Below are 22675 nucleotides of genomic sequence, written 5' to 3' on the forward strand. Positions count from 1 at the left end.
AGGATGAGGAAATGGGAAAGCCAACTGGATTTTTAGATTATGAAAGAGAAACGGCAAAGGTTCTGCCGCCAAAGGAACGTATTCAGAATTTCAACGAATTTCGTATTCCATTAAATAAAGAAAAACAGAAACTTCAGGGAGCACGCTGCATGGCCTGCGGCGTCCCCTTCTGCCAGTCAGGTATGATGATCGGCGGAATGGCTTCCGGCTGCCCGCTGCATAACCTGGTTCCTGAGACAAATGATCTTGTGTACACAGGAAACTGGAAGCAGGCATTCCTTCGTTTAAACAAGACACACAGCTTTCCGGAGTTTACATCCAGAGTGTGTCCAGCACTTTGCGAAGCTGCATGTACCTGTAACCTGAACGGAGATCCGGTCAGCACAAAGGAGAATGAGAAAGCGATCATTGAGACAGCCTATGCAGAAGGATGGGTAAAACCGCAGATCCCGCCTGTCCGCACAGGAAAGACGATCGCAGTCATCGGAAGTGGTCCTTCCGGACTGGCAGCAGCACAGCAGCTGAACCGCCGTGGCCACAGCGTAACCGTATTTGAGAGAAACGACCGTATCGGAGGACTTCTCCGCTACGGTATTCCGAACATGAAGCTGGAGAAAAAGGTCATTGACCGCAGACTGAAGCTGATGGAAGAGGAAGGCGTGAAATTTGTTACCAATATCAATGTTGGTGTTGACATCACGGCAGAACAGCTTCTGAAGGATTATGACCGTGTCCTTCTCTGCTGTGGAGCTTCTCATCCGAGAGATATCAAGGTTCCGGGAAGAGATGCCAAGGGAATTTACTTTGCAGTGGATTTCCTGAAGCAGGTAACAAAAAGTCTTCTGGATACAGATTTTGCAAAATTTCCATATGAGCTTGCAAAGGGCAAAAATGTTCTGGTCATTGGCGGTGGTGATACCGGTAATGACTGTGTGGGAACATCTATCCGTCTGGGGGCGAAATCTGTAACACAGCTTGAGATGATGCCGCAGCCTCCTGCAGCAAGAACTCCTTCCAATCCATGGCCGGAGTGGCCGAAGGTCCTGAAAACCGATTACGGCCAGGAAGAGGCTATTGCAGTATTCGGCCATGATCCTCGGATCTATCAGACAACCGTTACCGAGTTTATCAAGGACAAAAAAGGAAATGTCTGCAAGGCCAAGATCGTAAAACTGAAGAGCGTAAAGGATGAAAAGACCGGAAGATTCAATATGGTGCCGGTTGAGGGCAGTGAGGAAGTGATCCCTGCAGATGTGGTCCTTATTGCGGCAGGCTTCCTTGGCAGCGAGAAATATGTGACAGATGCTTTCCGTGTAGCGCTTACACCAAGAACCAATGTGGAAACAAAACCGGAGCAGTATGCAACAAGCGTAGATCGTGTGTTCACAGCAGGTGATATGCATCGTGGACAGTCCCTTGTCGTATGGGCGATCCATGAGGGACGTGAGGCTGCGAAAGCAGTGGATGAATCACTGATGAGCTATTCATATTTACAGTAAAATAACAGATACCAGGGGCAAAAGGTCAAAAAAACTGTTCGTGTTTCCGCGATAAAGCTTTTGAACTTTTGCCCCTTTTAAAAAATGGTTGACAAAGAATTGACCGATTGCTATAATTACGTCCATGAACAAGGGTGTTCTTCAGGAGCGGAAGCTCTCTGAAGTGCACCCTTTTTCTGATTTTGAGGGTAATTATTTTGTGTGATGAGGAAATAAAGGAGAGAATACTATGGGGAATTATACCAGAGAAGAGATTCTTGCAATGGCAGAGGAGGAAGACGTAGAGTTCATCCGCCTCCAGTTTACAGATATGTTTGGAACTCTGAAAAATATTGCGATCACAGCAAGAGAGCTTCCAAGAGCCCTGGATAACCAGTGCGTTGTATATGGCTCTCATATTGCGGGCATTGTGGGAGAAAAGGAGCCGGATCTGATCCTGTATCCGGATTATAATACTTTTTCAATTCTTCCATGGCGTCCTCAGCAGGGAAAGGTTGCAAGACTGATCTGTGATATGCGCCGTGCAGACGGATCAGAGCATGAGATGAGCTCCAGATATATTCTGAAAAAAACAGCGCAGGCAGCAGAGGAGGCAGGGTATACCTGTTATGTTGACCCGGAATGCGAGTTTTTCCTGTTTCATATTGATGATAACGGAATGCCTACAACGGTTTCTCACGAAAAGGCCGGATATCTGGATGTAAGTCCGGTGGACTTAGGCGAAAATGCAAGACGTGACATGGTACTGACTCTTGAGGATATGGGATTTGAGGTGGAATCCTCTCATCATGAGACAGCACCTGCACAGCATGAGATCGCCCTTCATTACGGGGAAGCACGTGAGATGGCAGACGAAGTTATAACCTTTAAGATGGCAGTAAGAACTGTAGCCAAACGTCATGGACTTCATGCGACATTTATGCCGAAGCCAAGACGGGAAGTAAACGGTTCAGCCATGCATATCCATTTTTCACTGTTTAAAAATGGAAAAAATATTTTCGTGGATCCGGAGGATCCGTCCAGATTAAGTGAAGAGGCATACTATTTTATCGGAGGTCTTCTGGCTCACAGCCGTGAGATGACTCTGATCACCAATCCGCTTGTAAATTCTTATAAGCGTCTTGTACCTGGATTTGATGCGCCTACAGAGCTGACCTGGACGAGAAATAACCAGAATTCACTGGTAAGGATCCCGAGAGTCAATGGTGCTGATACCAGGATCGAGCTTCGAAGCCCGGATGCTGCATCCAACCCATACCTTGTTTTTGCGGTATGCCTGGCAGCGGGCCTGGATGGAATCCAGAAGAAGATCTATCCTACAAAAGCTTCTAACCGTTCTCTTTCCGAGTCGGATCAGAAGGAACAGGGTATCGAGAATTTACCGGAGAACCTGCGGGAAGCGATCACACTGTTTGAGGACAGCAGCTGGATGAAGGAAATCCTTGGAGAAGCTTTCTGCAAACAGTATGCGCAGGCCAAGAGAAAAGAGTGGCTACGTTATTCCCAGGAGATTTCCGACTGGGAGATCGAGGAGTATCTGTATCGGATCTGATGAACGAGGCATAATGGGACGAAAGAGAGTGGCGGCTTATGAACACGAGTATCGTGATTGCATTACCGAAAATAGAAGATGCAAAAAAGATCCGCACAGTCCTTAACCGATATGGATTCACGGTGGCGGCAGTATGCAATTCAGGTGCCAATGCCCTTGCCAGTATCTCGGAGCTTGATGGCGGCGTTCTGCTTTGCGGTTATCATCTTCAGGATATGTACTACCGTGATCTTCTGGACTATATGCCGGATTATTTTGAAATGCTGCTTATGGCTTCCCGGGGAGTGATCAGTGAGGCGCCAACATCCATTTTATGCGTGGGAATGCCTCTGAAAGTCGGAGATCTGGTAAATACGGTAAGCATGATGCTTTCCCAGATCGAAAGGCGTTGGAAAAAAGATAAGAAAAAGCCGAAACAGCGTTCATGGAAAGAACAGAATTATATTTCAAATGCAAAGATGCTTCTAATGGAAAGAAATCACCTGAGCGAGGATGACGCATACCGCTATATCCAGAAATGCAGTATGGATTCCGGGACCAATATGGTGGAGACAGCCCAGATGGTTCTGATGCTTTTATATGATTCTGTGTAAAAAAACAATAGGGCGGACAGAAATGATCTGCTTTGAATGCCTGATATCACACCGAATCGGGAAAAATTCCGCAGGGGATTTCCTGATTCGGTGAAACTACTTTGAATTGGAGGATGAGGGAATGGAATTTATGGATGGAATCTGTAAGACTAGAGAATGTGCCTGGGATGTGCTTCTTTCCGAGAGCATGAAAGACCAGGAAGCAACAGTGGAAGGTGCAATACACAGCATCCGTAATATGGGTGACGTGGCATTTGTGATACTTCGAAAAAAAGAAGGGCTTTTTCAGACCGTATATGAAAACGACAAGACAAATGTTTCCATTCATGATCTGAAGGAGGCAATGTGTGTGCGTCTCACAGGAACTCTTCATGAGGAAGAAAGAGCGCCTCACGGAAGAGAACTCCGCATCAGCCATGTGGAGATCCTTTCCTCACCTGCAGAGTCTCTTCCGCTGGCCATCGACAAATGGAAGCTGAACACTTCCCTGGAGGCAAAGCTGAATTATCGTCCTATTGCCCTGCGTAATGTGCAGGAGCGTGCAAAATTCAAGATCCAGGAGGCTCTGGTGCGGGCATTTCGTGATTACCTCTATGAGAAGGGGTTCACCGAGATCCACACACCGAAGATCGGAGCCAGAGGTGCAGAGGGTGGTGCAAACCTGTTCAAGCTGAGTTATTTCCATAAACCGGCAGTTCTGGCACAGAGCCCGCAGTTTTATAAACAGATGATGGTAGGTGTTTTTGACCGTGTATTTGAGACCGGCCCTGTATTCCGTGCAGAGAAGCATAACACAAAACGTCATCTGAATGAATATACAAGCCTTGATTTTGAGATGGGCTATATCAACGGATTTGAGGATATCATGGAGATGGAAACCGGATTTCTCCAGTATGCGGTAGAACTTCTTAAGAAAGACTACGCTCATGAGCTTTCCATTCTGAAGGTGGAGCTTCCGAAGGTGGACAAGATCCCGGCAGTACGTTTTGACAAGGCCAAAGAGCTGGTAGCTGAAAAATATAATCGTAAGATCCGCAACCCATATGATCTGGAGCCGGAGGAAGAAGCGCTGATTGGAAGATATTTCAAAGAAGAATATGATGCTGATTTTGTTTTTGTCACACATTATCCGTCTAAGAAGCGTCCGTTCTACGCAATGGATGATCCGTCAGATGAGAAATTTACATTAAGCTTTGACCTTCTGTTCAAGGGACTTGAGGTAACTACAGGCGGACAGCGTATCCATGATTATCAGATGCTGAAGGATAAGATCGCAGCCCGTGGTATGGATGAAGAGGGTATGGAGCAGTACCTGGATACCTTCAAGCATGGAATGCCGCCTCACGGAGGACTTGGAATCGGACTGGAACGTCTTACCATGCAGATCCTCGGAGAAGAAAACGTTCGTGAGACCTGTCTGTTCCCACGTGATATGAACAGACTTGAGCCGTAATAAGGAGAAAAAAGATGGCAAAGATAATCGATGATGAAACAATGGAAAATGTCTGCATCCTTGCAAAGCTTTCTCTGACAGAGGATGAAAAGGAAAAAGCAAAAGAGGACATGCAGAAGATGCTGGACTATGTAGACAAGCTGGATGAGCTTGATACTTCTTCCGTAGAGCCCATGTCCCATATTTTTGAGGACGAAAATGTATTCCGTGAGGATGTTGTGACAAACGGAGATAATCATGAGGCAATGCTTGCCAATGCACCGAAGCAGAAAGAAAACCAGTATCAGGTTCCGAAAACAATTGGATAAGACAGGAGACAGGACATGGATTTGGGAAAATTAACCGCATTACAGCTTGCGGAAAAGATCAAGCAGCATCAGATAAGCGTCCTGGACGGTGTGAAATACGTATTTAATCAGATCGAAGCAAAAGAGGACAAGGTCCACGCTTATCTTGATACTTACAAAAAAGAAGCCTATGCAAGAGCAAAAGAGGTACAGAAGGGCATTGAGGATGGAACCTATACAGGACCTCTTGCCGGTGTACCTATTGCAATTAAGGATAATATCTGCATTAAGGGAAAAACAACTACCTGTGCATCAAAGATCCTTGAGAATTTTGTGCCGCAGTACAATGCCGAGGTTATTGACCGTCTGGAACAGGCAGGTCTTGTGATCATCGGAAAGACAAACATGGATGAGTTCGCCATGGGAAGTACCACAGAGACATCCGCTTACGGCGTCACCAGAAACCCGTGGGATCTGGAGCATGTTCCGGGCGGCTCCTCCGGCGGCTCCTGTGCGGCAGTGGCAGCAGGAGAGACTTACCTGGCACTGGGTTCTGATACCGGCGGTTCCATCCGTCAGCCAAGCTCCTACTGCGGTGTTACCGGAATCAAACCGACCTACGGAACAGTATCCCGTTACGGACTGGTTGCCTATGCATCCTCTCTGGATCAGATCGGACCGGTAGGAAAGGATGTTGCAGACTGTGCGGCACTCCTTGAGATCATTGCCGGACACGATGCCAAGGACAGCACCTCCATGAAGAGAGAGAATCTTGACTTCTCCGCTTCTATGACAGATAAGATCGTGGGAATGAAATTCGGCGTGCCGAAGGAATATCTCTCAGAGGGACTGAACCCGGAGGTAAAAGAGGCCTTTATGAATACGCTGAAGAGCCTTACCGAGATGGGCGCAGTGGTAGAATTTTTCTCCATGAAGACAACAGAATATATGATCCCTGCCTACTACATCATTGCCAGCGCAGAGGCCAGCTCCAATCTGGAGCGCTTTGACGGTGTGAAGTACGGCTTCCGTGCAAAAGAGTACGAGGGACTTCATGATATGTACAAGAAGACAAGGACTGAAGGTTTCGGCGAGGAAGTAAAACGCCGTATCATGCTTGGCTCCTTTGTGTTAAGCTCCGGTTACTACGATGCTTACTATCTGAAAGCACTTCGCACAAAAGCCCTTATCAAAAAGGAATTTGATCAGGCCTTTTCCAAATATGACGTTCTTCTTGCCCCGGCATCACCCTTTACGGCGCCGAAGCTGGGAGAGAGTCTGAAAGATCCTCTTGCCATGTATCTTGGCGATATTTATACGGTAGCAGTAAACCTGTGCGGACTTCCCGGAATCACAGTTCCATGCGGAAAAGACGCAGCAGGACTTCCGATCGGGATCCAGATGATCGGTGACTGCTTCAAAGAAAACAACCTGTTCCGCGCAGCACACGCCTATGAGAAAAAACGCGGTGATTTCGGAACAGCAATGGAAGGGGGAGAAAAGGCATGAAACAGTATGAGACAGTCATAGGACTTGAGGTGCATGTGGAGCTTGCCACAAAAACAAAGATCTTCTGCGGATGCTCCACAGAATTCGGAGGCGCACCAAATACACATACCTGCCCGGTCTGCACCGGTATGCCGGGCTCTCTTCCGGTCCTCAACAAAAAAGTGGTAGAGTTTGCCATCAAGGCAGGTCTTGCGGCAAACTGTCATATCCATCAGTACTGTAAGTTTGACCGTAAGAACTATTTTTACCCGGATAATCCCCAGAACTACCAGATCTCTCAGCTGTATCTGCCGATCTGCTATGACGGAGCTGTTGAGATCGAGACTTCCGCAGGCAAAAAGACCGTACGTATCCATGAGATGCATATGGAGGAGGATGCCGGTAAGCTGATCCATGATGAGTGGGAGGACTGCTCCCTGGTTGACTACAACCGAAGCGGGGTACCGCTGATCGAGATCGTATCCGAGCCGGATATGAGAAGCTCCGAGGAGGTTATCGCTTATCTGGAAAAGCTCCGCTGCACCATGCAGTATCTTGGAGTTTCTGACTGTAAGCTCCAGGAGGGCTCCATGCGTGCCGATGTCAACCTTTCCGTCCGTGAGGTGGGAAGTGAGACCTTCGGAACAAGAACAGAGATGAAGAACCTGAACTCCTTCAAGGCCATTGCGAGAGCGATCGAAGGAGAGAGAGAACGTCAGATCGAGCTTCTGGAAGAAGGAAGAGCCGTTGTACAGGAGACAAGAAGATGGGACGATAACAAAGAGTCTTCCCATGCTATGCGTTCCAAGGAGGATGCAAAGGATTACCGTTACTTCCCGGACCCGGATCTTCCGCCGATCCACATTTCCGATGCATGGATCGAAGAGCTGCGTGCTTCCATTCCGGAGCTTCGTGAAGCCAAGATGGAGCGTTATCAGAAGGAGTATGAGCTTCCGGCTTATGATGCAGGGATCCTGACCGAATCCAGACATCTGGCAGGACTTTTTGAGGAGACAGCGGTTCTTCTCGGAAATCCGAAAAAGGTGGCAAACTGGTTTATGGTGGAGGTTCTCCGCCTGACAAAGGACAAGGGCCTTGATCCGGAAAAGGTAAGCTTTACACCGAAGCATCTGGCAGACCTTCTTTCCATGGTGGAGAAAAAAGAGGTCAGCGCACAGAATGCCAAGAAAGTATTTGAAAAAGTGTTTGACGAGGATATTGATCCGGTTGTATATATAGAAGAGAATGGTCTTAAGATCGTAGAAGATACAGGCCTTCTCACCGAAACTGTGAAAAAGATCGTAGATGCAAACCCTGGACCGCTGGCAGAGCTTCTGGGCGGCAAGGATAAGGTTATGGGATTTTTTGTAGGACAGCTGATGAGAGAACTGAAAGGCAAGGCAAATCCTGACAGCGTCAGAAAAGCACTGGCAGAGGAAATTGAGAGAAGGAGATAAAATACTATGGTTACAGTAAATCAGAATTATTTAAAACTTCCGGGAAGCTATCTGTTTTCCAATATCGCAAAGAAGGTAAGCGCATATAAGGAGGCCAATCCGGAATTTAAGGATTCTGTGATCAGTCTTGGAATCGGTGATGTGACACAGCCCCTTGCACCGGCAATCATCGATGCCCTTCATAAATCCGTAGACGAGATGGCACACGCAGAAACCTTCCACGGATATGCTCCGGATCTCGGATATGAATTCTTAAGAAGTGCCATTGCAAAAAATGATTATCAGTCCAGAGGCTGCGACATCAGCGCAGACGAGATCTTTGTTTCCGATGGAGCAAAAAGTGATTCCGGAAACATCCAGGAGATCTTCGGACTGGATAACAAGGTTGCAGTTTGCGACCCGGTATATCCTGTATATGTAGATACTAACGTTATGGCTGGACGTACTGGCCTTTATAACAAAGAGCGTGAGAACTTTGACGGTGTGATCTACATGCCCTGCAAAGAGGAGAATGGTTTCCTTCCGGAGATTCCGGCAGATGAGGTACCGGATCTGATCTATCTCTGCTTCCCGAACAATCCCACCGGTGGTGCTATCACAAAGGCAGCTCTTCAGGAGTGGGTCGACTACGCCAACAAAAACGGCTGCGTGATCATCTATGATGCAGCATATGAGGCATATATTTCTGAGGAGGATGTCCCGCACAGCATTTATGAGTGCGAGGGTGCGAGAACCTGTGCCATCGAGCTTCGAAGCTTTTCCAAAAATGCTGGCTTTACAGGCGTTCGTCTTGGATTTACTGTTGTTCCGAAGGAACTGGTGCGTGATGGCGTAGAGCTTCACAGTCTCTGGGCAAGACGCCACGGAACCAAGTTTAACGGTGCTCCGTACATTGTACAGAGAGCAGGCGAGGCTGTTTACTCTCCGGAGGGAAAAGCACAGCTGAAGGAGCAGATCGCTTATTACATGCGTAATGCAAAGACGATCCTGGAGGGACTTTCCGCAGCAGGATTTTCCGTGTCTGGTGGAAAAAATGCTCCATATATCTGGCTGAAAACACCGGATCAGATGACCTCCTGGGAGTTCTTTGATTATCTCCTTGAGAAAGCACACATCGTAGGAACGCCAGGTTCAGGCTTTGGTGCACATGGTGAGGGATACTTCCGTCTGACTGCATTCGGAAGCTATGAGAATACTCTTGAGGCAATTGAGAGAATTAAAAATCTGTAATATGAGTATAAATTGCGGAGCAGGTCTTTGGAAAAGAGCTGCTTCGTTTTTTTACCGGATCAAAGAAGTATTCTGCTTCATTGCGAATATCCACTTGATCTGGATCAAAGAAGCTCCCGGCAGGGTTGCAAAAAGCAATAAGCAGTGGGAAAAATTTGCTTGTAAGTTAATTTGTGAAAATAATAATAAGGATTGCGAAAATTTATCATATCATTTATAATTGTACAGGAAGTAAGGCACAGGCCGCAGAAAGCCTGTGTTCATAAAATTTCACAATTTACGCAATCACGAAAGGGGATTTTATCATGGGTATCAGAAGAGTAGAAAATATGTGCGGCGGTAAAGGGCATGTGATCATCAAAGACATTCTTGAGGGAGACGAGCTGAAGGGAAAATGCGGACTTTACGCACAGGTTACCATCGAAAAAGGATGTTCTCTGGGATACCATGAGCATCATGGCGAGACAGAAACCTACTATATCTTAAGCGGTGAAGGCGAGTACGACGATAACGGCGTGAAACGCCCGGTAAAGGCCGGCGACATCACCATCACACCAGATGGAAAAGGACACGGTCTTACCAATACAGGCGACACAGATCTTGTGTTCATGGCACTGATCATTTTTGACTGATCCATATAGAAGAAAACAGAAGTGAGACAGAAGGGCGGCCTTTTTGAAGAGGCTGCTCTTTTTACGACTGAGGCGTAACCTGTGTCGGAGTATAAATTCTGGGATGAAAGATTTTCTGTCTCAGATTGTTATTAAACGAAATGTATTAATTGTATAAACAAAAAATATTTTTGGATTTTTTTAGAAAAAAACTGTTGACATACAAAAAGCACTTTGATATACTATCACTTGTCGCGAGGGAGAAGATAAAGAATCCCGAAGAAATGCGATATGCGGAAGTGTCGGAACTGGCAGACGAGCAAGACTAAGGATCTTGTGAGCATTGCGCTCGTGTGGGTTCAAGTCCCATCTTCCGCATTTTTTATTTGAGAAACCTGCATCTGGAAACGGATGCAGGTTTTTTTGCTACCTAAAAATATCTGTAAAAAAGGAATCCGGATAGAATATATCGTGTTTATATGTTATGATAGAAGAAAATGGAAGGAGCATAGTCATATGAGAAGAAAAAGTGCAGGAAAAAAGCTCATGGCCGTACTTATAGCGGCAAGCCTGGCGCTGACTCCGGCAGAGCTGACAGTGGCGGCAGAAATGGAACCAGAGGGTGAGAAAGCAGCATTTTTGGCAGAAGAAAGTGGAGATACTGCATCCTCAGATCCGGAAGATACTGCAGAGACGGAAACAGAGATCACAGATGGATCAGCTGCCATAGAGGAACAGGAAACCACAGATACAGATACCGGGAACAACGTACAGGAGAATGCGGAAACAGGCGTAATGGAGTCTGGTGAAGAAGCGCCAGAGGGTACTGCGGAAGAGGAAGATCCGGAGGCTCCGGAAGCGGCAATGGATGAAGCGGAAGCATTGGAGAAATGCGAACAGGCAGAAGAAGAAAATATAGCTTTTGATGATGGAACGAAGGATGCAGTGCAGGCATCAGCAGAATACTCCGACGGAAAATTTACGTGGGCACTGGACGGGAATGGAACACTGACCATTACGGGAAATAACACGGAGTTGACAGAAAATGAGGTATCGGAAAGTGCTTTGAAGAATGCAGGTATTGATTTTTCCAGAGTAAACAAGCTGGTGATCGGGAAGGGAATCACCGGTTTTGATAAGTACAGTATGAGAAATCTGAAAACCTGTATCAAGGAGCTGGAGATCAATGGAGATCCGGGGATGAAGCTTCCGGAATTTTGTTTTGACGGTCTTGACAATATAGAGAATATCGTGATATCCGGTGCTGTGGATGTGCCGACATATATGTTTGAAAAATGTACCGGACTGAAAGAGGTAATACTGAAAAACGGAATCCTGTCAGTTGGAGAATATGTCTTTAAAGGCTGCAGTAGCCTTGAATCGGTAATATTTGAGAACGTAGCACTGAAAAAGATCAGCGTCGATATGTTTTCCGGCTGCAGTGCGCTGAGTTCTATTGCGTTACCGGATTCCGTAACAGAAATAGAAAAGTATGCATTTTTCGAGACCGGACTCAGAAATATCCAGCTTCCGGAAAAACTGACGCTGATAGGAGCGTATGCATTTTGTAACTGCAAAAATCTGGAACAGGTCCAGCTTCCATCTCAATTAAAAGAGCTGGGTAATGGCGCCTTTAGCAGTTGCGAAAATCTGGCACAGATCCAGCTTCCGTCTCAGTTAAATAAATTAGGGTCAGATGCATTCGGAGATTGTACATCATTGGATAAGATTGACATACCTGCCGGTCTGAAGCAGATCGAGTCTGACACATTTCGCAATACCGGGCTGACCAGTGTGACCTTACATGAGGGACTGACGAAGATCGAAGATTGGGCGTTTCATGATTGCCTTAAGCTGAAAAAGATCCGTATTCCGAAATCAGTTACAGATATTGGTGGACTGGCATTAGGAATACGTTATAACACGGGAAATGGTGCAGAGGAAGTTATTCCCGGTGGTTTTACAGTAGAAGGTTATACAGGTTCGGCAGCGGAACGATATGTAAAGAGGATACATCAATTTGAAAATTTATATCATGTATTTTTTACAGATGTGAAATTTGTTTCCATTGGCGGACAGACTGCAGCGGTTACCAATATCAGCAAAGCAAAGATATCTGCACTTAAGACCAGGGCCTTTACCGGAAAGCCGCTGACCCAGGCACTCACCATAACCTACGGCGGTAAAAAGCTTGTAAACGGCAGGGATTACACCCTTACCTGGAAGAATAATAAAAACATCGGAATTGCATCCGTTACTATCAAAGGAAAAGGAAAATATAATGGTTCTGTTACAAAAAAATTCCGGATCACGGTTCAGAAAAACGCGGTCTATACAGTCAGCAGGCTGAAATATAAGATATCCAATGCAGACACGTCCGGCAAGGGAACTGTAGTCTTTACCGGAGCTACGGACAAGGCAGCAAGAAAGGCCCTTACGATCCCGACAACAGTAAAGATCGGAGGAAAAAATTTCAGAGTGACAGCCATTGGAGGTTCTGCAATGAGCGGAGCAAAGAAACTGACAACAGTGAAAATCGGAGCGAATATAATGACAGTAGGTGCGAAAGCCTTCTACGGCTGCAGTAAGCTCTCCAATGTAACGATCTTTGGCACAAAGCTTACGACAGCGAAGACCGGAGCCAATGCATTTAAGGGAATCCGTTCCAACTGCAGATTTAAAGTACCGGCTTCCAGGGTAAGTGCATACAAAAAACTCCTCCGTGCAAAGGGTGCCGGACCAAAGATAATCGTGACAAAATAACAGAAAAACCGAAAAAATAGAAAACTTTTGAAAAAAGGTGTTGACATACAAGATCCACTTTGCTATACTATCACTTGTCGCGAGGGAGAAAATAAAAAATCCCAAGGAAATGCGGTCATGCGGAAGTGTCGGAACTGGCAGACGAGCAAGACTAAGGATCTTGTGAGCATTGCGCTCGTGTGGGTTCAAGTCCCATCTTCCGCATTGGAAATTTCCAATGAAATGCGATATGCGGAAGTGTCGGAACTGGCAGACGAGCAAGACTAAGGATCTTGTAAGCATTGCGCTTGTGTGGGTTCAAGTCCCATCTTCCGCATGACTTTAAAACAGAGCTGTGAATTGCAGCTCTGTTTTTGGCTATATGAAAGTAAATTATTGCATGCCTGCACTGGTGAGAAGCTGAAATGGGAAGATCTGCGTGATATATTTGTATTCGTTTCATATACAATAGGATAATTTTGGACATCTTAAGGGCTGATCAGACCGTAACTCCAATATTTTTTGAATTATTTTTTCAGAAAAGAGGAATTTGTGGTTTTGTGTAGAATATAATTAACAGAGGGTATTTTATCGCCGCTGTTTGTCAGACTGTGGAGGAAATGCTTATGAACATCAGAGAGAGCATGGAACAGAGAGAACGGGAGCTTTTGAGCCCTTATGCTTCTCACAGCGCAGATACCAGAGGCCGGGAGCACCCGGAAGAGGAATGCGATGTGCGGACAACGTATCAGAGAGACAGAGACAGGATCCTTCATTGTAAGGCTTTTCGCCGTATGAGGGATAAGACACAGGTGTTTCTGGCACCACAGGGAGATCATTACCGTACCAGGCTGACACATACACTGGAGGTATCGCAGATCGCCCGGACTATTGCCAAGGCACTTCGCTTAAATGAAGATCTGGTGGAAGCGATCGCTCTGGGACATGATCTGGGGCATACGCCTTTTGGACATGCAGGAGAGAGAGCACTGGATCAGGTACATCCGGGTGGCTTTGCACACTATAAGCAGAGCGTCCGGGTTGTGGAAGTACTGGAGAAGAACGGAAACGGACTGAACCTTACCTGGGAAGTCCGCAACGGGATCATGAATCACCGCACCAGCGGAAATCCTTTCACACTGGAAGGACAGGTGGTACGTTTTTCTGACAAGATCGCCTATATCCACCATGATATGGACGATGCCCAGCGGGCAGGGATCATCACAGAAGATGATATTCCTGTCACAATGAGAACTTTTCTGGGCTATACCACGAGAGAACGGCTGAATACTTTCGTACATAATATTATAGAGAACAGTATGGGGAAAGACAGCATCTCCATGTCGCCGGATGTTTTTGAGGCGATGATGGAGCTTCGGGCGCTGATGTTCCGGAATGTCTATGAGAATCCGGTTGCCAGGAAGGAAGAGGGTAAAGTGATCCAGATGCTGAGTGAACTGTACGGATATTATACTGACCATCCGGAGGCAATGTCCCGGGAATACAGGAAACTGGTGGAATACCGGGGAGTACCTAAGGAACAGGCAGTATGTGATTATATTTCGGGAATGACGGATCAGTATTCCATGGAGAAATTCAGGGAGATCTATATACCGAGAGCCTGGGAGGTCTATTAAATGGAAAAGAGGGATAAGCATGCGTTATTCAGATGACATCATAGAAGAAGTCCGAATGAAAAATGACATTGTAGACGTGATATCCCAGTATGTGAAACTGACACGGAGGGGGAGCTCCTATTTTGGGCTGTGTCCCTTCCATAATGAGAAAACTCCTTCCTTTTCCGTAACACCATCCAAGCAGATGTATTACTGCTTTGGCTGCGGGGCAGGAGGAAACGTATACAATTTTATCATGGAATATGAGAATTACTCGTTTGGTGAGGCGCTGTCACATCTGGCTGATCGGGCAGGGGTAGAGCTTCCGAAGATCGAGTATTCCAGAGAAGCCAGAGAAAAAGCAGAACAGAGAGCAAATCTTCTGGAGATCAACAAGCTGGCAGCACAGTACTTTTATTATCAGCTCCGGAGAGAAGGCGGAAAGACGGCTTACGGATATCTGACAGGAAGAGGTCTTTCCGAGGAAACCATCCGTAAATTCGGTCTTGGATATTCGGACAAGTATAGTGATGATCTGTACAAATATCTTAAGGGTAAGGGCTACAGTGATGAACTTCTCCGGGAATCCGGCCTGTTCAATGTAGATGAGCGGCGAGGCATGTATGATAAGTTCTGGAACCGTGTGATCTTCCCGATCATGGATGTAAACAACCGGGTCATTGGTTTCGGAGGTCGTGTCATGGGAGATGGCAAGCCCAAGTACCTGAATTCACCGGAGACGAAGATCTTTGATAAGAGTCGGAATCTTTACGGGCTGAATGTGGCCAGGACCACCAGGAAGAATTATCTGATCCTCTGTGAGGGATATATGGATGTGATCGCCATGCATCAGGCAGGCTTTACCAATGCAGTAGCGTCGCTTGGAACTGCACTGACCTCCGGACATGCAAGTCTTGTGAAACGTTACACCAAGGAAGTCTTGCTTCTTTATGACAGTGACGGTGCAGGGATCCGGGCGGCACTTCGTGCGATCCCGATCCTGCGGGAGGCGGGAGTCACGTCCAGGGTAGTAAGTCTGAAGCCCTGGAAGGATCCGGACGAGTTTATCAAGAACGAAGGGGCGGAGGCCTTTGAAAAGCGTCTGGACCAGGCTATGGACAGCTTTATGTTCCGGGTACATATTGCGGAACAGGAATTTGCCATGGATGCACCCCAGGGACAGAATCAGTTTTTTGAGCGGTGTGCCGGGATGCTTCTGGAGCTTTCCGATGAACTGGAGAGGAATCTTTATATAGAAGCCATTGTAAAGGAATACGGCCGCTATGGAGTGGGCACGGAGGATATCCGGAAAAGGGTCAACACGCTGGCTCTGAAGGGAACGCCTGCCGAGAAACGGATCCAGCCAAAGTCCGGGACTCCGGAAACAAAGAAAAAGGAATCCGCCGCAGACAAAGCACAGAAGCTGATGCTGACCTGGCTTGTAAATTATCCGGGTATTTTTGAACAGGTGGAAAAATACATTTCCCCTTCCGATTTTGTGGTACCGCTGTATAAAGAGGTAGCCCAGATGCTGTTTGAACAGCATAAGGAGGGAGAGACCAATCCGGGAAAGCTTCTCAACGCCTTTACAGACAGTGAGGAGCAGCGGGAGGTGGCATCTCTTTTTAACGCCACCATCCATCTGGAAAACGAAGGAGAACAGCAGAGGGCTTTTTCCGATGCGCTGCTGCGGATCAAGGAAGAAAGCCTCAAAGAAAAAAACCGTACCTGGGACCCGTCAGACATGGCCGGGCTTCAGGAACTGATAAAAGCCAAAAAAGAACTGGAAGACCTTGGAAGAAAGAGGCAGCAGCTGCATATTTCTTTCAATTAAGGATAAAATATAAACACTATATGGAGGTATAGAGCACCTATGGAAATGAATATGGCAAAATTCAGCGAGAAACTTGTAGAGCTTCTTGAACTTGCAAAAAAGAAAAAGAATGTGCTGGAATATCAGGAGATCAGTGACTTTTTCAAGGACTCTCCACTGGAAGTGGATCAGATGGAGAAGGTTTTTGACTTCCTGGAGGCCAGCGGTGTGGACGTTCTCCGTATCACAGAAAACAGCGGTGACGAACTCCTCCTTGATAACGATATGGATATGGATGGGATGGAAGATGAAGAAGAGGTAGAGCTTGATAAGATCGACCTCTCTGTACCGGAAGGTGTCAGCATCGAGGATCCGGTCCGTATGTACCTGAAAGAGATCGGTAAAGTCAGTCTGTTAAGTGCAGATGAGGAGATCGAGCTTGCCAAGAGAATGGAAAAGGGGGATGAAGCTGCCAAGAAACGTCTGGCAGAGGCCAATCTCCGTCTTGTTGTCAGCATTGCAAAGCGTTATGTTGGACGTGGAATGCTGTTCCTCGACCTGATCCAGGAGGGAAATCTTGGCCTTATCAAAGCTGTTGAAAAATTTGATTACAGAAAAGGCTACAAGTTCAGTACCTATGCAACCTGGTGGATCCGTCAGGCTATCACAAGAGCCATTGCAGATCAGGCACGTACCATCCGTATCCCTGTGCATATGGTTGAGACCATCAACAAGCTGATCCGTGTTTCCCGTCAGCTGCTCCAGGAGCTTGGACGTGAACCTACGCCGGAGGAAATCGCTGAGGAGATGGACATGCCGGTAGACCGTGTACGTGAGATCCTTAAGATCTCTCAGGAGCCGGTATCTCTGGAAACTCCTATCGGTGAGGAGGAAGACAGTCATCTTGGCGATTTCATCCAGGATGATAATGTTCCGGTACCTGCAGATGCAGCTGCATTTACACTTCTGAAGGAGCAGCTGGTAGAAGTCTTAAGTACGCTTACTGACCGTGAACAGAAGGTTCTCCGCCTCCGTTTCGGACTGGACGACGGACGTGCCAGAACTCTGGAGGAAGTTGGTAAAGAGTTCAATGTCACAAGAGAGCGTATCCGTCAGATCGAGGCAAAAGCTCTGCGCAAGCTGCGTCATCCCAGCCGCAGCCGCAAGCTGAAGGATTATCTTGACTGATAAAAATATATCCGTACAGCTTTCCATGCGTCTTCGTGCCATTGCCGGTATGGTAACAAAAGGAAACCGGCTGGCAGACGTAGGATGTGACCATGGCTATCTGTCAATCTGGCTTGTCAGTGAAAAAACAGTTCCGTCAGCCATTGCCATGGATGTACGTCCGGGACCGCTTTCAAGAGCCAGGGAGAATATTACCCGTTATGGCCTTGAAGATTACATAGAGACCCGTTTGAGCGACGGGCTTGCGAAGCTTGAGCCGGGAGAAGGTGATACCCTGGCGATCGCGGGAATGGGTGGTCCTCTGATGGAAAGGATATTAAAGGATGGAGCGAAGGTCCGGGAGGGGTTTCAGGAACTGATCCTGCAGCCTCAGTCGGACCTTCCTCATTTCCGGCATTTTCTTTCTGAGATCGGCTGGGAGATCGTAAGGGAAGAAATGATAAAAGAAGACGGAAAATTTTATCCTATGATGAAAGCGGTACGTAACAATTCGGGAGAAAAGACTGTTTACACAGAGGAAGAGGCCTGGTTTGGACCTCTCCTTCTGAAAAAATGTCACCCGGTCCTTAAAGAGTATCTTCTACGGGAGGAAATGATCCGTAAGAAAATACTTGCCGGTCTTTCCGGGGCAGAGTCTGTTTCCGCAAAAACTCGTCTGGCAGAAGTAAAGGAGGAAATGGAGCTGATCCATACAGCTCTGAAACGATATGAAAGCATATGAACTGATCGAATGGCTGAATGAGCATCATCCGCAAAAATTTGCGGAGGACTGGGATAATGTGGGACTGCTGGTGGGAGATGACCAGAAAGAGATTTCCCATGTATTTCTTGCACTGGATCTTACGGAACCGGTGTTGGATGAGGCGGTGGCTGCTGGTGCGGATATGATCCTTACCCATCACCCAATGATCTTTTCCGGAATCAAAAAGATCAACAATCATACCTTTACCGGAAGAAAGATCCTCCGTCTGATAAAGGAGGATATCCCGTATTTTGCCATGCATACCAATTATGATGTGATCGGAATGGCAGATTTAAGTGCAGAGCATCTGAAGCTTCAGGATACAAGGGTGCTTACAGTTACCGATGAATCCGGGGAGCAGCCGGAGGGGTTCGGAAGAGTAGGAAAGCTTCCCCATGTTATGACTCTTGGTGAGTTTGGAAAATATGTAAAAGAATGCAATCATCTTCCGGATGTGCGGGTTTACGGTGATCTGGATCGGAAGATCGAGACGGTGGCGATCTGTACAGGAAGCGGAAAGAGTATGATCGGTGATGTAATGGCCGCCGGTGCGGATGTATATGTGACCGGAGATATTGATTATCATACTGCCATCGATACTATGGCAGATGGTCTGGCGATCGTAGATGCCGGACATTACGGTACGGAGTATATTTTTGCGGAAGCTATGGAGAAGGAACTGAATGAGGCATTCTCTGCGCTTAAGACAACCTGCGCCAGTGTGAAAAATCCATATACTGTTTTGTAAAAGCGGATTGCAAAAAAGTGCTTGTATTCATGAATATGTAGTGGGACGGAATACGATTATCCGTTTCGGAAAAATGAATTGTGAAACACATGGCTGTCCGAAAAATCGGGCAGCTGTATAAATATATAAGCCTGTGGAGGGGATCGTTATGGAACAGACAATGATTAAAGTGACCATAAACGGAGAAACAAGGGAATACCCCAAAATGACACCGTATTCTGAGATCATAAGGGATTATGAGGGCAAAACAGAGTATCCGGTGATCCTTGTGACTGAGAACGGAAAGCTCCGTGAGCTTCACAAGAAGCTTCAGCATGACTGTACACTGGGATTTATAACCGCAAAGGACAGTGCCGGTCGAAAAACCTATCGGAGAAGTGCGATCTTTATTCTTTTGAAGGCAATTTTTGATGTAGCTGGAAAAGAGAATGTGGATCATGTTGTGATCCATTATTCTATTGGAAATGCTCTTTATTTTACCATGAAAGGCAGTGCTACCCTGGATCAGGAGCTTCTTGACCGGGTAAAAGTGCGGATGCGGGAACTGGTAGACCGGAAGCTTCCGATTTGCAAACGCAGTGTCAGCACGGATGATGCCGTTTCCATGTTCCACAGGCATCATATGTATGATAAAGAAAAGCTGTTCCGTTATCGACGGGTTTCCAGAGTGAATATTTACAGCCTGGAAAATTTCGAGGATTATTTTTACGGATTTATGGCACCGGATACCGGCTATGTGAAGTATTTTGATCTGCAGCTTTATGATGAAGGCTTTGTGCTGATCCTTCCGAGGCAGAAGAACCCGGATGTGCTGGAGCCTTTTGAACCCCAGGCTAAGATCTTCCATGTGCAGAAGGAATCGGAAGAGTGGGGCGATAAGCTGGATGTTGCCACTGTAGGAGATCTCAATGACCGGATCACAAGAGAAGGTGTGCAGAGCCTGATGCTGATTCAGGAGGCACTCCATGAGGCCAAGATTTCTTCGATTGCCGAGGAGATCCGGAGAAGGGGCAATGTAAAGTTCGTAATGATCGCAGGTCCGTCTTCTTCCGGAAAGACCAGTTTTTCTCACAGATTATCTATTCAGCTTTCTGCTCATGGTCTGAAGCCGCATCCCATTGCTGTGGATAACTATTTTGTGGATCGTGAACATACGCCGCTGGATGAATTCGGAGAAAAGAATTATGAGTGTCTGGAAGCCATTGACACGAAGCAGTTTAATGAAGATATGCTGAATCTTCTTTCGGGAAAAATCGTGGATCTTCCTACATTTAATTTCAGGACCGGATGCAGGGAATACCGGGGAGACCAGCTTCAGCTTGGAAAAGATGATATCCTGGTCATCGAAGGCATTCACGGGCTTAATGACAAGCTGAGTTATGCCCTTCCAAAAGAGAGTAAGTTTAAGATCTATATCAGTGCGTTGACACAGCTGAACATTGATGAGCATAACCGGATCCCCACAACGGATGGAAGGCTGATCCGTCGGATTGTCCGTGATGCACGTACACGTGGAACTTCCGCAAAGGATACCATTGCAAGGTGGCCTTCTGTACGGAGAGGCGAGGAGCAGAATATTTTTCCGTTCCAGGAGGAAGCAGATGTGATGTTTAATTCAGCTCTTGTGTATGAGCTTGCCTGCCTGAAGGTTTATGCGGAACCGCTGCTTTTTGGAATTGACAAGAGTGAACCGGAGTATCAGGAGGCGAAGCGGCTTTTGAAGTTCCTGGATTATTTTGTGCCGGTGCCCAGTGAGGGTGTTCCGTTTAATTCGCTTCTGAGGGAGTTTATTGGCGGTAGTTGTTTTAATGTATAAATTAATTGTATGAATAAAAAAAGCTATGTGTAGATATAAGGCTCTATGCAGTGCAGATATCGGTTGGCGCAAAGATGAGAAGATTAGGATTTCTCTGTGCATAGGATCTGTGGTGTGTGGAGCCTTTTGAGTGTGAATCGGAAAAGTTAAAGTCTTCTGTGGTGCTGCGGATGGATAACGGGATTTACAGGAAAGGGAAAATGATCATGAAAGAAAAAGTACAACTGACAAAACTGGCTCCAAACTGTGGCTGTGCAGCTAAGGTAGGACCGGGGACTCTGGCGGGAGTTCTTGGAGGGCTGCCAAAGTTCTGCGATCCGGATCTTCTGGTTGGAACGGACACTTCGGACGATGCGGCCGTTTATAAGGTTTCCGAAGATCTGGCACTGATCCAGACACTGGATTTTTTTACTCCGGTGGCAGATGATCCTTATGATTTCGGGCAGATCGCGGCGGCAAATGCATTGAGTGATGTATATGCTATGGGTGGAACTCCAAAGACGGCTTTGAATATTGTGGCGTTTCCGAAGGATATGGATGTGGAAATCCTCGGGGAGATCCTGCGTGGTGGTGCAGATAAGGTGATGGAGGCTGGTGCGGTTCTTGCCGGTGGCCATACGATCCAGGATGATACACCAAAGTATGGGCTCAGTGTGACGGGTTTTGTAGATCCGAGGAAGTTCTGGAAGAATTTTGGAGCGCAGACCGGGGATAAGCTGATCCTGACGAAGGCGCTGGGTGCGGGGATCGTGAATACGGCGATCAAGGCGGATCTGGTGACGGAAGGTGCACGTAAGGCGGTTTTGGCTTCCATGAAGAAACTGAACCGGGACGCCTGTGAGGTTTTTAAAGAGTTTGAGGTTCATGCCTGTACGGATGTGACGGGGTTTGGCCTTGGGGGACATGCTACGGAGATGGCTGTGGCCAGTGACCGGACGGTTGTGATTGATACGGAGAAGCTGCCGGTGCTTCCGGATGTGAAGGAGTTTGCTTCTATGGGATTGATTCCGGGTGGGGCTTACAGGAACCGGGAGTTTGCTGAGAAAACCGGAGTGAAGAGTTCGGCGGTACTCTGGCGGGAGGATCTGGTGTTTGATCCGCAGACTTCTGGGGGATTGCTGGCGGCGGTTCCGGAGAGGGATGTGCCGGAGATCATGAAGCGGCTGGATGCGGCAGGTTTGCAGGCTGGGGTGATCGGTGAGGTTGTGGATCGGCAGGAGTGGACGTTGGTGCTCCGGTAGGAAATTAATTTACGAACAAATGTTTGGACGATAACGTCAGAGTGGATGGTTGCGTAGGGGGATACTGCTGGGGAAAGTGGTGGTAGCAGAATGACGGATGGTGGATGGCGGACGACGGACGCCTGGGGGAGAGGATATCGGTCCGGGCAGGGACTCCGTCGGGGGATACTACTAGGACTCCGTGAGTCGGCTAAAAGCATTGTGGCAGGGCCAGAACTCGCCGTTGGCTCAGACAGCTGACCCTGCCGCAATAACGCCGACTCCCGCAGCCCAAGTAGTTATCACCCCTCCTCCGCAGCAGCCCAAACCGATATCCTCTCCCCCAGGCTGGTGCATCCAACTGGTAGGAAAAACATAAAATGTGCGGAGAGTATGGTTGTGAGATGCAGAGAAGGAAAGTTACTGCTCACTGGTAATATTCCGCGAGGTGTTTTTTGTGAGCGAAGGTCACAGAAAACCCGAGCCATACTGTGCGAATTTATGTGATTAGCATAAATTCTGAGCATCGCGAAGCGTGTTATTGAGAATGGAGTGAACAGTAATTCAGGAAATATAGGCTCTGCATTTTTTTAATATATTGTTTGCCTGAGGGATAAAAG

Annotated in this window: 17 protein-coding genes and 3 tRNA genes; all 20 read left to right on the forward strand. The window is 47.1% G+C overall.

Features of this window, described 5'->3' with window-relative positions; genetic code table 11:
• Positions 1-11: 11 nt before the first annotated feature.
• The 20 genes from NQ489_RS06115 to selD all read left to right on the forward strand — a co-directional run bounded on the left by NQ489_RS06115 (position 12) and on the right by selD (position 22076).
• Positions 12-1499 (forward strand): glutamate synthase subunit beta, encoded by a 1488-nt coding sequence (locus NQ489_RS06115; RefSeq protein WP_021651136.1) that lies wholly within the window; start codon positions 12-14, stop codon positions 1497-1499.
• Positions 1500-1728: 229 nt separating this feature from the next.
• Positions 1729-3051, forward strand: a complete 1323-nt coding sequence (gene glnA, locus NQ489_RS06120; RefSeq protein ID WP_021651138.1) for a type I glutamate--ammonia ligase — start codon at positions 1729-1731, stop codon at positions 3049-3051.
• 38 nt (positions 3052-3089) lie between these two features.
• Entirely contained in the window at positions 3090-3644 is a 555-nt protein-coding gene (locus NQ489_RS06125) for an ANTAR domain-containing response regulator (RefSeq protein WP_015525749.1), read from the forward strand.
• A gap of 121 nt (positions 3645-3765) precedes the next feature.
• Positions 3766-5097 (forward strand): aspartate--tRNA(Asn) ligase, encoded by a 1332-nt coding sequence (gene aspS, locus NQ489_RS06130; RefSeq protein WP_015525750.1) that lies wholly within the window; start codon positions 3766-3768, stop codon positions 5095-5097.
• A 14-nt stretch (positions 5098-5111) separates the two neighbouring features.
• Positions 5112-5405 (forward strand): Asp-tRNA(Asn)/Glu-tRNA(Gln) amidotransferase subunit GatC, encoded by a 294-nt coding sequence (gene gatC, locus NQ489_RS06135; protein WP_015525751.1) that lies wholly within the window; start codon positions 5112-5114, stop codon positions 5403-5405.
• A gap of 15 nt (positions 5406-5420) precedes the next feature.
• Positions 5421-6893, forward strand: a complete 1473-nt coding sequence (gene gatA, locus NQ489_RS06140; protein WP_015525752.1) for an Asp-tRNA(Asn)/Glu-tRNA(Gln) amidotransferase subunit GatA — start codon at positions 5421-5423, stop codon at positions 6891-6893.
• Complete coding sequence (gene gatB / locus NQ489_RS06145; RefSeq protein WP_021651139.1) at positions 6890-8329, forward strand: Asp-tRNA(Asn)/Glu-tRNA(Gln) amidotransferase subunit GatB; 1440 nt, start codon at positions 6890-6892, stop codon at positions 8327-8329. The genes gatA and gatB overlap by 4 nt, the downstream gene beginning before the upstream one ends.
• Positions 8330-8335: 6 nt before the next feature.
• On the forward strand, positions 8336-9559 hold the full coding sequence (locus NQ489_RS06150; protein ID WP_021651140.1) for an LL-diaminopimelate aminotransferase: 1224 nt from the start codon (positions 8336-8338) through the stop codon (positions 9557-9559).
• A gap of 305 nt (positions 9560-9864) precedes the next feature.
• Positions 9865-10191, forward strand: a complete 327-nt coding sequence (locus NQ489_RS06155) for a cupin domain-containing protein (protein ID WP_015525755.1) — start codon at positions 9865-9867, stop codon at positions 10189-10191.
• A gap of 272 nt (positions 10192-10463) precedes the next feature.
• Positions 10464-10548: transfer RNA gene (locus NQ489_RS06160), tRNA-Leu, on the forward strand.
• A 138-nt stretch (positions 10549-10686) separates the two neighbouring features.
• Positions 10687-12933 carry a leucine-rich repeat domain-containing protein gene (locus NQ489_RS06165; protein ID WP_044961284.1) on the forward strand — a complete coding sequence of 749 codons (2247 nt, stop codon included), beginning with the start codon at positions 10687-10689 and terminating at the stop codon, positions 12931-12933.
• A gap of 119 nt (positions 12934-13052) precedes the next feature.
• Positions 13053-13137: transfer RNA gene (locus NQ489_RS06170), tRNA-Leu, on the forward strand.
• A gap of 27 nt (positions 13138-13164) precedes the next feature.
• A tRNA-Leu gene (locus NQ489_RS06175) sits at positions 13165-13249 on the forward strand.
• A 289-nt stretch (positions 13250-13538) separates the two neighbouring features.
• Complete coding sequence (locus NQ489_RS06180; RefSeq protein WP_044961286.1) at positions 13539-14549, forward strand: deoxyguanosinetriphosphate triphosphohydrolase; 1011 nt, start codon at positions 13539-13541, stop codon at positions 14547-14549.
• Positions 14550-14568: 19 nt separating this feature from the next.
• Positions 14569-16362 carry a DNA primase gene (dnaG, locus tag NQ489_RS06185; RefSeq protein WP_021651145.1) on the forward strand — a complete coding sequence of 598 codons (1794 nt, stop codon included), beginning with the start codon at positions 14569-14571 and terminating at the stop codon, positions 16360-16362.
• Between the two features lie 39 nt (positions 16363-16401).
• Positions 16402-17529: an RNA polymerase sigma factor RpoD gene (gene rpoD / locus NQ489_RS06190; protein ID WP_021651146.1), complete on the forward strand. Its 1128-nt coding sequence runs from the start codon at positions 16402-16404 to the stop codon at positions 17527-17529.
• Positions 17522-18250: a tRNA (adenine(22)-N(1))-methyltransferase gene (locus tag NQ489_RS06195; RefSeq protein ID WP_227945597.1), complete on the forward strand. Its 729-nt coding sequence runs from the start codon at positions 17522-17524 to the stop codon at positions 18248-18250. Before rpoD ends, NQ489_RS06195 begins: the two co-directional genes overlap by 8 nt.
• Positions 18237-19019: a Nif3-like dinuclear metal center hexameric protein gene (locus NQ489_RS06200; protein ID WP_021651148.1), complete on the forward strand. Its 783-nt coding sequence runs from the start codon at positions 18237-18239 to the stop codon at positions 19017-19019. Before NQ489_RS06195 ends, NQ489_RS06200 begins: the two co-directional genes overlap by 14 nt.
• 148 nt (positions 19020-19167) lie before the next feature.
• Complete coding sequence (locus NQ489_RS06205) at positions 19168-20835, forward strand: nucleoside kinase (protein WP_198013386.1); 1668 nt, start codon at positions 19168-19170, stop codon at positions 20833-20835.
• A 206-nt stretch (positions 20836-21041) separates the two neighbouring features.
• Positions 21042-22076, forward strand: a complete 1035-nt coding sequence (gene selD / locus NQ489_RS06210) for a selenide, water dikinase SelD (RefSeq protein ID WP_330671018.1) — start codon at positions 21042-21044, stop codon at positions 22074-22076.
• Positions 22077-22675 lie beyond the last annotated feature (599 nt).

The organism is Blautia sp. KLE_1732_HM_1032 (genome assembly GCF_025147905.1).
Lineage (GTDB): Bacteria > Bacillota > Clostridia > Lachnospirales > Lachnospiraceae > Blautia_A > Blautia_A fusiformis.